The 12,686-nt window shown below is 67.6% G+C and carries 8 protein-coding genes; 4 read left to right on the top strand and 4 right to left on the bottom strand.

Translation table 11 applies throughout. The features are described from left to right. Position 1: 1 nt before the first annotated feature. Genes ABGB08_RS16845 through ABGB08_RS16830 form a run of 4 tightly spaced genes read right to left on the bottom strand, consistent with a single transcriptional unit; the run spans position 2 to position 4,717 of the window. Complete coding sequence (locus ABGB08_RS16845; protein WP_347591251.1) at positions 2 to 1,693, bottom strand: beta-L-arabinofuranosidase domain-containing protein; 1,692 nt, start codon at positions 1,691 to 1,693, stop codon at positions 2 to 4. Next, positions 1,686 to 2,474: a carbohydrate ABC transporter permease gene (locus ABGB08_RS16840; protein WP_347591249.1), complete on the bottom strand. Its 789-nt coding sequence runs from the start codon at positions 2,472 to 2,474 to the stop codon at positions 1,686 to 1,688. Before ABGB08_RS16840 ends, ABGB08_RS16845 begins: the two co-directional genes overlap by 8 nt. Then, positions 2,471 to 3,403 carry a sugar ABC transporter permease gene (locus ABGB08_RS16835; protein ID WP_347591247.1) on the bottom strand — a complete coding sequence of 311 codons (933 nt, stop codon included), beginning with the start codon at positions 3,401 to 3,403 and terminating at the stop codon, positions 2,471 to 2,473. Before ABGB08_RS16835 ends, ABGB08_RS16840 begins: the two co-directional genes overlap by 4 nt. Positions 3,404 to 3,451: 48 nt before the next feature. Beyond that, a complete protein-coding gene (locus ABGB08_RS16830; protein ID WP_347591245.1) occupies positions 3,452 to 4,717 on the bottom strand; it encodes a sugar ABC transporter substrate-binding protein in 1,266 nt (421 codons plus the stop codon). Between the two features lie 211 nt (positions 4,718 to 4,928). On the opposite strand from ABGB08_RS16830, the gene ABGB08_RS16825 reads away from it, so the two are divergent. The 4 genes from ABGB08_RS16825 (at position 4,929) to ABGB08_RS16810 (ending at position 12,685) form a co-directional block, all read left to right on the top strand. Further along, entirely contained in the window at positions 4,929 to 5,906 is a 978-nt protein-coding gene (locus tag ABGB08_RS16825) for a LacI family DNA-binding transcriptional regulator (protein WP_347591243.1), read from the top strand. A gap of 54 nt (positions 5,907 to 5,960) precedes the next feature. Continuing rightward, positions 5,961 to 7,874, top strand: coding sequence for an Ig domain-containing protein (locus ABGB08_RS16820; protein ID WP_347591241.1), 1,914 nt, complete (start codon positions 5,961 to 5,963; stop codon positions 7,872 to 7,874). Between the two features lie 177 nt (positions 7,875 to 8,051). Next, complete coding sequence (locus tag ABGB08_RS16815; protein WP_155357525.1) at positions 8,052 to 9,455, top strand: glycoside hydrolase family 43 protein; 1,404 nt, start codon at positions 8,052 to 8,054, stop codon at positions 9,453 to 9,455. Then, a complete protein-coding gene (locus ABGB08_RS16810) occupies positions 9,452 to 12,685 on the top strand; it encodes a discoidin domain-containing protein (protein WP_347591239.1) in 3,234 nt (1,077 codons plus the stop codon). Before ABGB08_RS16815 ends, ABGB08_RS16810 begins: the two co-directional genes overlap by 4 nt. Position 12,686: the final 1 nt, after the last annotated feature.

The raw sequence follows: 12,686 nt of genomic DNA, 5'->3' as shown, positions 1-12,686 counted from the left end.
GTCACATGCCGGGCATCCACACCCGCATAGTCGCCGGACCGCGATTCCCCCACCGGTGGTACGGCACCAGCCGCAACGTCAACTCCTCGGCCTCCCCGAGGGTGGCGGCCTGCACGTCAAGCTCCACAACGCCGTCCACAACGTCTTCCTGCGGGGCCACCTCGGCATCGACTTGGACGAGTTCCAGGGAAGGCCCACCCTCCGGTGACTCCGCGCAGTACACGAGCGGGCCGCGTTCGACCGCCACGCACCCGCGCACCGCGTCCACCCGCGGATCCGGCCGAACCCACCGCGGCCGGACATCGAGATCAACGGCGAACACATCTCCGGGAGCCCAGACCCGCAGGTCCGCGTGCTCGCCCACGCTGATCCGCCGAGGCTCGGCGGGCGCGGACTCCACATGCACGGCGACCCCGCCCTCCCACGGATACCCGGTTTCGACCCGCAATTTCAGCCCATCGTGGGAAATTTCGCTCGGGGTCGGATGATGGATCTGGATTCCCTCCGACGTCCCCGTCGCCACATACGCCGGCAACGACGCGAACGTCCGCGCCAGGTTGTTCGGGCAACACGACACCGCGAACCACGGCGCACGCAACGCCCCCTCGGCCCGCGGATTCACGCCTTCCGCCGCCTGCCCCGGCACCCGAACCTGCAACGGATTCGTATAGAAGAACGACCTCCCATCCGAAGCGGGCGAAGCCGCGACCACGTTGTACAGCGTGCGTTCGGCCTGCTCCGCATACCGCCGCCGCCCGGTCGCCAGCAACAGCCGATGGGACAACATCACCGACCCGACCGCCGCACACGTCTCCGAATACGCCCGATCCGGCGGCAACTCGAAATCATCCCCGAACGACTCCCCGGAATGCCGCGACCCCATCCCCCCGGTCAGATGCGTACGCCGGGCGATCGTCCTCTCCCACTGCGCTTCAACAGCGGCCAGCAGTTCGGTATCCCCCGTCTCCACGGCCACATCCACCGTCCCGCAGGCCAGATACATCGCCCGCACGGCATGCCCGCGAAACACCTCCGCCTCACGAACCGGCATATCGTCCTGGAAGTAAGCCCGCCCGAACTCCACCTCCGCCAGCGCGGGCCCACCCCGCCGCTCGACGAAACGCCGCGCCATCTCCAGATAACGTTCGGCCCCGGTCACCCGATAAAGCTCGACCAGCGCCATCTCAATCTCCGGGTGCCCGCACACCTCGGCACTGTCCATAAAACGCTGGCACACATGATCGGCCACGCGCCGGACCGTATCCGTGAACGGATGTTCCCCCGACGTGCGCCACCTCGCCACGCCGGCCTGGATCATATGGCCATAGCAGTAAAGCTCATGCCCCCACTCGAAATCCCGATACCGATCCCCACTCCAGCGCGTATTGAGATATCCATCGGGCTCCTGCGCCGCCACCACCGTCTCGGCCAGCTCGTCGAAACGCGGATCACGCGCCCACGCCATGCCTTCGAGCAGCTTGTACACCTCGGAGTCGGCGAATTCGCGCCCGCGTGCGGGCTCGCCGCGAAAGTTGCCGATCCAGCCGAGTTTCTCCATCCAGTCCAGGCAGTGGCCGATGATCACTTCTTGGTTGAGTTCGCGCAGGTCCCCCCAGAAGCCGGGCGACAGCCGTACAGCGTCGAGGCCGAGGGGGGTGAGCACGCCATTGGACGGAACGACTGGGTTAACCACGCAAAGCTCCCGACATGAATCCGCGCACGTAGTAGCGCTGGAGGAGGAGGAAGATGGCCAGGCAGGGTAAGGCCATGAACACCACGCCGGCCTGCATGGTGGGGTAATCGACGGCGCCGAAGTTGTGCAGGCGCATGTTGACCACGGCGACCGGCAGGGTGAAGCGATCGTTGGAGCTGATCAGGATGAGCGGGGCCACGTAGTCGTTCCACGAGGCCAGGAACGCGAACAGGCCGACGGTCACCAGGCCGGGCACGACGGCGGGCAGCAGGACCCTGACCAGCGCGCCGAAGCTGCCGCAGCCGTCCATCATGGCGGCTTCGTCGAGGGTGCGGGGCACGGATTCGAAGGCGTTGCGCATCATGAAGACGGCGAACGGCAGCTGGAACATGATCATGACGAGCGCCAGGCCGAACAGGGAGTCCTGGAGCCCGAACCAGCCCAGCAGCACATAAAGCGGGATGAGGATGGTCGGGTACGGAACCATCAGGATGGCCAGGATCAGCACGAACAGCAGCCCCCGGCCGGGGAAGCGGAAGCGGGCGAAGGCGTACCCGGCGAAGGTGGCGACGATGAGCGTGCCACCTACGGTGAGCAGGACCAGGATGACGGTGTTGGTGAGATAGGTGCCGACGCCTTCGCCGTAGGCGGCGAGCTTGCGGTAACTGTCCAGGCTGAAGGCGTCGCCGAGCCGGATGGACGACCAGCCGCTCCACACGATCGGGTAGACGAAGAACAGCGACAGGATGGCCATGCTGACGTAGTACGTGGGTCGTTTCATGACGTCTTCCGCCGGATGAAGGCGAGCTGGAGCGCGTTCAGCAGCACCAGCGCCGCGAGGACGAGCACCGACATGGCCGCAGCCGAGCCCAGGTTGAAGCGGATGAAGGCCTCCCGGACGATGACCATCACCACCGACGTGGTGCTGCTGCCGGGGCCGCCGCGGGTGAGGATGTAGAACTGCTCGAAGCCGAGCAGCGAACCGGTGATCATCAGGCAGAGCACCAGCGCGATGGTGGGCCGCATCAGCGGCAGCGTGATCCGGCGGAACGCGTGGAAGGCGGACGCGCCGTCCACCCGGGCCGCTTCGTAGAGCTCGGTGGGGATGGCCTGGAGCCCGGTGAGCAGGATCAGCATGTTGAAGCCGGCCCACCGCCAGATGACCAGGGTGACCGTGGAGCCGAAAGCGAGCCCCGGATCCCCGGCCGTCCACGACACGGGCGCGTCGATCAGGCCGACCCACTGGAGGATGTCGTTCAGCGGGCCGATCTGGTCGCTGAGCAGGCCGAAGAACAGCAGCGTGGCCGTCGCCCAGCCGACCGCGGCGGGCAGGAAGAACGCGCCACGGAAGAACCCGACGCCGGGACGGCGGTTCTGGATCAGCAGCGCCAGCCCGAGCGAGATGGAGAACAGCAGAACGGTGACGACGGCCGTGTACTTCAGGGTGAAGACCACCGCGTCCAGAACGAGCGCGTTGTCGGCGATCTGGGCGTAGTTGGTGGGCGCGTTGAACGTGGGCGGCCCGAGCAGGGGCCACTTGTTCAGCGACATCCACACGACCAACCCGAGCGGGAACAGGAAGAACAGGGCGACGATCACCGCTGCCGGGGCCGCGTAGGCGAGCCCGGCCAGGCCGGGTGAACGGCGGCGCCGGGAGCGGGCGTGCGCGGCGGCCTGGGCAGGCCGGACGCGTTCGAGAAGGTTGGTCATTCGTTCTCCTGCCGGCGCCCCGGAGATCCCGGAGCGCCGGCGAGTCCGCTACTGCTGGTTGAGTGAAGCCGTGATCGTTCCCGCGCCCGCCTTGAGCGCCGCCGCCGGATCCGCGCCGAACAGCGCGTCCCGCAGGGTCTTCAGCCATGGGCTCTGCGAGTCGTTGTAGGACTCGTTGAACTTCAGCGCGTACGGCGTGCGCCCCACCGCCATCACCTCGTTCATGGTCTGCACGCGGGGGTCACTCGCGGTCAGGTCGGTACGGGCGACCGTGGTCCGACTCTTGGTCTGCAGATCGCTCTGGACCTGATCGGAGAGGGTGAAAGCGAGGAAGTCCCACGCCGCGTCGGCCTGCGTCGTGGTCGCGCTGATGCCGATCACGTCACCGCCGACGAACGTGGAGGTGCCGCCGTCGACGCCGGGGATGGGCGCGACGCCGACGTCGATGCCCTTCTCCTCCAGCAACCCGAGCCACGCGGAAGGACCAGGGGCGACGCCGATGTTGCCCGCCTGAAGCGCGCCCAGCCAGGTGGTGCCGTTCTCCTCCTTGGAGCCCGGCGCGGCCACTCCGGCCTCGAACAGCTTGCGGTACACGTCGAACACCGCCCCCATCGGCCCCGCGTCCACGGTGGACTGGGTTCCTTCGGGGTTCATCACGTCGCCGCCCCCGGCCCACACCGACGGCCAGAACGTGAACAATGTGCACCCGCCGCAGTTGCCGCCGAAGTAGGTGCCGTAGGTGTCGCCGCCGACCTTCTCCCGGATGGTGGTGGCCTGCTCGGCCATCTCCTTCAGCGAGGTCGGGGGCTTCTCCGGGTCGAGGCCCGCCTTCGTGTACAGAGCCTTGTTCATGAACAGCACGGACGTGTCAACCGTGTGCGGGACCGCGTAGATCTTCCCGTCCTGGGTGGCTTCCTTGATATGCGCGGGGGCGACCTTGTCCTTGAACGGCAGCGCGCCGAACCGCTCGGTGACGTCGATCCACAGGCCCTGCGAGACGTAGTTGGGGGCGAACACGACGTCGGAGGCGAACAGGTCGGGCAGGTTCTTACCACCGGCCGCGGTCGCGATCTTGGCGGGATACTCTTCGTTCGGGTAGGCCGTCACCTCGACCTTGTTGGTGTGCGACGCGTTGTAGGCGTCGGCCAGGGCCTTCGTGTGGGACTCGGTAGCAGCCCGGGTCCACACCTTGATCGTCACCGGGGCCTGGCTCTGATTGGCCGCCGGTGGACTCTCGGCACCGCCGCCACCACCGCACGCGGTGGCCAGCAGCGCGGCGGCGAGCAGCGCGCCGAGGCGTCGAGGCATATCCATAGTTCTCTCCTCTGCATCCCCCGAAGCACACTGAAAAGGTTTTCGGAAACGTAAGCGCAACATGAGACAGTGTCAAGGGGGGCCCGGGTTGCCCGCAAGGCCCAACTGGGGTTATGGTCTGCGAAATCGGGCTAGGATAACGATCCCATACCAACAGAAAAGGCTTTCGCTGATGACTCCTCGCCGACCTCGAGCGGCCACGATCAACGACGTGGCCGCCCTCGCTGGCGTGTCGATCGCGACGGCGTCCAAGGCACTCAACGGGCGCGGGCAGGTGCGCGACGAGACCAGGCAGCGGGTGCTGGTGGCCGCGGAGGAGCTGTCGTTCCAGCCGAACGCGCTGGCCAGGAGCTTGATCTCCGGGCAGACCCGGACGGTCGGGCTGCTCACCAGCGACAGCGTGGGCCGGTTCGGCATCCCGGTGCTGCTCGGCGCGGAGGACGCGTTCGGGGCCGGGGAGATGTCGGTGCTGCTCTGCGACGCGCGCGGCGATTCGATCCGCGAGCAGCATCACCTGCGCACGCTGCTGGCGCGGCGGGTGGACGGGCTGATCGTGGTGGGCGAGAGCACCGACCCGCGCCCGTCGATCAGCCGGAACCTGCCGCTTCCGGTGGTCTACGCGTACGCCCCTTCGGACGACCCCGACGACGTGTCGTTCGTGCCAGACGACGTGGAGGGGGCGAAGACGGCCGTCCAGCATCTGATCACGCTGGGGCGGCGGCGGATCGCGCACGTGACCGGGCCCACCCACTACCGGGCGGCGCAGGACCGGGCCGAGGGCACCCAGGCCGCGCTGGCCGAGGCCGGGCTCGAGCTCGTCGCCGGGCAGCCGCTGTTCGGGGTGTGGTCGCAGCGCTGGGGCCGGCAGGCGGCCGAGATCGTGCTGAAGCACGAGGTGGACGCGGTGATGTGCGGCAGCGACCAGATAGCGGCCGGGTTCATCGAGGCGGCGCGGGAGCGCGGCCAGCGGATCCCGGACGACATCGCCGTGGTCGGCTACGACAACTGGGAGGTGCTCTCCGCGGAGACGCGCCCGCCGCTGACCACGATCGACATGAACCTGGAACGCCTCGGCCGCACGGCCGCCCAGCACCTGTTCGCCGCCATCGACGGCAAGGCCACGCCCGGCGTGCACCGCATGCCCTGCCGCCTGATCATCCGAGAGTCGAGCTTGACCGGTACGGTGTGACACTTTACCGTCCGCGCCTGAAAACCTATTCCGCGACGGAAAGGGTCTCAGGCCATGAGACGACTCACCGTGGTGGCGACCATGCTCGCCGCCTTACTCGTGGGGGTTCCCCCCGCCCACAGCGCACCAACCGCGCAGGTCATCGACCTGTTCGGCCGCAACGTCAACAGCTACGGCGTCAAGCTGGTGGACTGGCAGGGCTACCTCGCCAACCCGTACGTCGAGCTGACCGTCCGCCCCCCGGCTGACGTGCCGTTCCCGGTCAGCGTCGAGCTCCGGGCCGAGGGCACCTCGCGCCTGATGATGGACCTGCCCAGCCAGCTCACCGCCAGCGGCGCGATCAAGACGCTCACGTTCGCCAACGCGTCCGAGCAGAAGATCTTCCGGCTGGCGATCCACTCCAAGCGCGGGCCTGGCGCCGATGAAAGTTACACGCTGCGGCTGAACATCCGGGACGGGAGCGGCGCGACGTACCAGCAGTCGATGCCGATCCGGGTGCAGCAGGACGAGAAGACCGCGATCCAGCCCACGATCCCGATCAATTTCGACTATCGCTTCGACACGATCACCGGGTACTTCGGCAACGCCGCGTTCCGGACCGCGGCAGAGGAGGCCGTCCGGGACTGGTTCCGCTTCTTCGACCTGCAGCCGTTCGACACGGTGGCCGCCGGGGCGGACAACAACCACCTGCCGGGCAACGACTGGCAGAACACCATCAACGTCACCAACAACGCGGCGTTCACCGGCATGTACGTGTACTTCCGCGGCATCCAGACCCCGTACTCGACGGGTTACCCGGCGAACAACGGCCGATACCACACCAGGAACGGCACGCAGGTCCCCGGTCCGCTGCACCGCTCCACGGCGATGATCTTCGAGTACGACGAGGCCGGCAAGCAGCTCTTCACCTCGCTGGCCGACGAGGACTGGTATCGCACCACCATCCAGGGCTCGGTCCTGGACGTGCACGGCCTGGTCATGCACGAGTACGGCCACGCCGTCGCCTTCCACAGCGACTGGGCGGGCATGCGCGCCTACGTGGCCGGCGGCGGGAATGACCAGGACGTGGTCGCCTACCAGGGCTACCCCGTACCGCTGGACAGCAGCTACCACATCCCCGGTGACCAGCGCTATTGGGACCGGCTGAGCGGGCAGAGCGGCGGCTGGACGCATCTGTTCCCGACCCGGAGGTGGATGCTGACCAAGCTCGCCCTGCTGGTGGCGGAGAACGCGGGCTGGAAGATCAACCGCAACCTGACGCCGTTCCTCGCGCCGGCCATCCTCACCACGTCGTTGCCGCAGGCCACCCGGGGCAGCGCGTACCAGCAGACGCTCGCCGCGCAGGGCGGGGTGCCGTTCTACGACTGGCAGGTCGTCGGCGGCGCGCTGCCGGCCGGGCTGAGCCTGGACCGCTTCACCGGCACGATCAGCGGCACGCCCACGACCGCGGGCACCGCGAGCTTCACCGTGCAGCTGCGGGACTACGACCGGCAGAGCGCCCCGGTCACCCGGAGCTTCCAGCTCACCGTGTCCGGCGGCGGGACCACCCCGGTCAACCTGGCCAGGACCGCGACGCCGTCGGCCTCGTACACCTCGCCGTGGGAGAGCGTGGCGGCGGTGAACGACGGTGTCGATCCCGCGCTGTCCAATGACACGGCCAATCCGCGCTGGGGCACCTGGCCGCAGACGGGCGCGCAGTGGGCCCAGCTCACCTGGCCCGCGGCGCAGCAGGTCAGCTCCGCGGAGGTGTACTTCTTCGATGACGGCGGCGGTGTCCGGGTGCCGGCTTCGTGGAAGCTGCAGTACTGGAACGGGACCGCGTACGTGGATATCCCGGGCAGTTATCCGGTGGCGCTCAACGCGTACAACCGGGTGACGTTCCCGGCGGTCAGCACGACCCGGCTGCGGGTCGCGCTGCAGAGCGGAGCCGGCTCGGTCGGCCTGCTGGAAGTCAAGGCCTACTCCTGACCTGTAGACCTTGACGCACGGTTACGAAAACCTTTTCCATCCGCAGGGTTCGCTAGGGAGGCTGCTCTATTGACAGCCTCCCTAGTTAAGTTTATGTTTCCGAAAACCTTTCATCCCACTTCCTTCATGCACCTCCCCAAGAATGTTAGCGCTAACATCTCGGCAAGGAGCACCCCCATGAAACGACGATGGGCCGCCCTCGCGGCAACCGCCGTCCTCGTCCTCTCCGTAAGCGTCCTCACCACCGGCGCACCGGCGATCGCCGCCGCCCCGATCACCACCGCGATCTACACGGCCGATCCCTCGGCACTGGTCGTCGGTGACACGCTCTACCTGTACACCGGCCACGACGAGGCCCCCGCCGGCGGCGGGAACTTCGTCATGCGGGACTGGCACGTGTTCAGCTCCAGCGACGCGACCACCTTCACCGACCTGGGCGCGCGGCTGTCGCTGGCCAACTTCCCGTGGGCCGGGGCCGACGCCTGGGCCGGCGAGGTCGAGCGCGGGGCCAACGGCCGGTACTACTGGTACGTCCCGGTCAACGGCAACGGCGCCGGCTGGATGGACATCGGCGTCGCGGTCGGCGACTCGCCCACCGGCCCGTTCACCGACGCCCGGGGCGGGCCGCTGATCAGCGACAGCACCCCGAACTCCTCCCCGCTCAACATCGACCCCACCGTGTTCACCGACGACGACGGCCAGGTCTACATGTACTGGGGCTCCTACTACGGGCTGCGGGCCGTGCGCCTCAACGCGAACATGACCCAGACCGTGGGCTCGGTGATCACCCCGACCGGTGTCTCCAACTTCTGGGAGGCGCCCTGGATGTTCAAGCGCAACGGCACCTATTACCTGGCCTACGCGGCCAACGACTCGGCCTGCTCCGCGCCGGGTTACGCCTGCATCCGGTACGCCACCGCGAGCAACCCGCTCGGCCCGTGGACCCACCGGGGCGTCGTGCTCGACCAGGTCAGCTCGACCACCAACCATCCGGCCATCATCGAGTTCAAGGGCCAGTGGTACATGGTCTACCACAACGCCGCGGCCCCGGGCGGGGGCAACTTCCGCCGCTCGGTCACCATCGACAAGCTGTTCTGGAACGCCGACGGCACCATGCAGAAGGTCGTGCAGACCAGCGGTCCGCCCCCGGCGGGCGGCAACCTCGCGCTGACCGCGACCGCGTCCACCTCCTACGTCTCCCCGTGGGAAACCCTCGGCGCGATCAAGGACGGCTTCACCCCGACCAGCTCCGCCGACCACAGCCACGGCGCGTACGGCAACTGGAACCACCAGGGCACCGAATGGATCGAGTACCAGTGGCCGACCGCGCAGAGCATCCGGCGGATCACCACCTACTGGTTCGACGACAACCAGGGCATCGACCTGCCGGCCTCCTGCCAGGTGCAGTACTGGAACGGCAGCGCGTACGTGAACGTGCCCGGCCAGTCGGCCTGCGGCGTGGCCGCCAACACCGCGAACGTGACCACGTTCACCCCCGTCAGCACGACGCGGCTGCGGCTGAACATCACCTCCCGGACCGGTTTCTCGACCGGCGTGCTCGAATGGACGGCACACTCATGAAGCGGATCAGCGCCGCCTTACTCCTCGTCGCGGGTTTGATCGTCGCGGGGCCGCCCGCGTCGGCCGCGCAGACCATCGGGTTCCCGACGTTCAGCGGGCCCGCCATCCCGGCCGCGCCGGGCAACTCCATGCAGGCCATCTACGACGCCGAGAGCGGCGGCACCGATTTCTGGATGGACCGGCTGCTGGCCAGGCCGGGCAACGACCCCGCCGGGACGTGGCTGATGACCCGGGGCCGGGCGGTCTTCATGAAGACCCACAATCCGGGCACGCTCGGGTTCGGCGGGCAGGTCGCGTACTGGGAGAGCATCAGCAACAACAACGCGTTCACGGTCGCGATCACGCCGGGCACGTTCACCGAGCAGGTGAACTCCCGCTGGCAGGCGCCGAGCCACTGGCGCAGCGTGCACACCAGCGGGTCGATCACGGTCAACCAGACCAAGTTCATCACCGAGAACAACGTGGCCGTGGCCAACCTGTCGATCACGAACAACGGCTCGTCGTCCTCGACGCTGCAGCTGCGGGCGACCTCGCCCTACGCCGCCACCGGTAGCGGCAACACGCTGACCGGGCAGGTCAACGCGTACAACAACCTCACCACGATCCTCCCCCGCCTGACCGGGGACGGATTCACGGTGACGAGCGGGGGCCTCAACCGCTCGGTCACGGTCGCGCCCGGGGCGACCGTCACCGCGAAGGTGGTGATGGGCTTCGTCACCAACGAGATCCCCGAGTCGCTGACCGAGTTCAACGCCTACGCCGGATACAGCAACGCGACCGCGTTCGCCACCCACGTCAGGGCGTACAACCTGTGGTGGGCGCAGAACCTGCCCTACATCGACGTGCCGGAACCGGCCATCAAGAAGAACATCTACTACCGCTGGTGGCTGATGCGCTTCAACAATCTGGACGCCGACATTCCCGGGCAGACCTTCCAGTTCCCGACGTCCACCGAGGGCGTGCTGGGCTACAACAACGCGATCGCGCTCACCCAGCCGATGCACATCGACGACCTGAAGTACCTGCGCAACCCCATCTACGCGTACGGCGACTGGCTGAGCGTCGGACAGATCTCCAAGAACGGCCGGTTCCTCGACAATCCGGGTGACCCGGAGAACTGGTCCAACAGCTACACGCAGTACATCGCCGAGGCGGCCTGGAAGAGCTACCAGATCCACGGCGGCCAGCCGGCCATCGCGGGGAACCTGGCCCGCTACGCCGAGCAGGACGTCAAGGGCCAGCTCGCCTTCTACGACCACGACAACAACAAGCTCATCGAGTACGACTGGGGCGCCCTGACCGGCAACGACGCCGACGCGGTGTCGTTCCACTGGAAGCCCGGGAACATGGACCGGGCGGAGTCGGCCTACCAGTACAGCGGGGCGCTGGCGGCGGCGCAGGCCTACGAGGCGATCGGCAACACGGCCAAGGGCACGGAGATGCGGACGCTGGCGACGCAGATCCAGAACGCGATCGTCAACGTGCTGTGGAACCCCAACCGGCAGCTGTTCGAGCACCGGCTGAAGTCGACCAACGAGTGGGTGCCGTGGAAGGAGATCAACAACTACTACCCGTTCGCGGTCGGCGCGATCCCGAACACGGCGACCTACCGGGAGGCGCTGCGCCTCTACGACAGCCCCGCCCAATACCCGATCTTCCCGTACTACACCGCCAACCAGGTCGACAAGGCGGCCGCGGCGGCGGCCGGGAACCCGGGGTCCAACAACTTCTCCACCATCAACTCGACCGTGCAGTTTCGGCTCTACTCCTCGGTGCTGCGCAACTACCCGAACGCGTGGATGAGCGCGACCGACTACAAGAAGCTGCTCTACTGGAACGCCTGGGCGCAGTACGTCGGCGGCAACACCCAGTGGCCGGACGCCAACGAGTTCTGGGCCGACTGGAACGGCTCGTCGATCAACTACCGGTCCTGGATCCACCACAACATCCTGGGCAGCTCCAACTGGACCGTGATCGAGGACGTGGCCGGGCTCCGGCCGCGCAGTGACGCGAAGGTGGAGCTCTCGCCGATCAACATCGGCTGGACCCACTTCACCGTCAACAACCTGCGTTACCGGAACACGGACCTGACCATCGTCTGGGACGACCCGGCCGACGGCATCACCCGGTATCCCGGCGTGCCGCAGGGCTACTCGATCTTCCTGAACGGGACCCGGGTGGCGACGGTCAACTCGCTGGTGCCCTTCACCTGGGACGCCGCCACCGGCGCGGTGACGACCACGGGAACGGTCGCCTTCAACCAGGCCTTCCCCAGCCTGCAGACCCCCACGCAGGTGACCCAGTCCAGCCCGCGCATGGTGGACATGCTGGCCAAGGCGGGCGTGGACCTCACGGCCAGCCTCACCAACCTGGCCGCCGGGGCGACCGCCACCGCGTCCTCGACCACGTCCGGCAGCAACGTGGCCGGAGCGATCGACGGGTTCCCGACCAACGAACCGTTCTGGGGCGGCAACACGGCCGCGTCCGACTGGTACGAGGTGAACTTCGGGGCCGCGCGGACGTTCAACGAGGTGCGCGTGCACTTCAAGGACAGCCGTCCGGCGAATGCCACCTATCGGGCGCCCGCGTCGTACAACATCCAGTATCTCAACGGCAGCACCTGGACGAACGTGCCAGGTCAGAACAAGAGCCCGGCCGCGCCGCGGGCCAACTACAACCTGGTGCAGTTCCCGGCGATCAGCGCGCAGCGGGTGCGGATCGTGACCACCAACGCCTCCGGGTCGCGGAGCGGGCTCACCGAGGTGAAGATCTTCAACCGGGGCGGGGTGGTGCAGCCGCCGAGCAATCTGGCGCTGATCGCCACGCCGTCGGCGTCGTTCACGTCGGCGTGGGAGAGCGTGGCGGCGATCAACGACGGGATCCAGCCTCCGTCATCCAACGACACGGTGAACCCGCGCTGGGGTTGCTGGCCGAACACCGGCGAGCAGTGGGTGGATCTGACCTGGCCGTCGGCGCAGACGCTGAACCGGGCCGAGGTGTACTTCTTCGACGACGAGCAGGGGATCGACATGCCCGCGTCGTGGAAGTTGCAGTCCTGGAACGGCACCGCGTATGTGGATGTGCCCGGAGCTTCCGGATACACGCTGACCAAGAACGCGTTCAACAACGTGACGTTCACGGCCACCAGCACGACCCGGTTGCGGGTGCTGCTCACCGGTAACGGGACCAACTCCGTCGGGTTGCTGGAGGTCAGAGCGTACGCGCCCTGAC

It is taken from the genome of Acrocarpospora sp. B8E8 (genome assembly GCF_039871605.1).
Taxonomy (GTDB): domain Bacteria; phylum Actinomycetota; class Actinomycetes; order Streptosporangiales; family Streptosporangiaceae; genus Acrocarpospora; species Acrocarpospora macrocephala.
The sequence above is the reverse complement of the archived record's forward strand: the minus strand, read 5'-3'. Positions and strand labels throughout refer to the sequence as shown.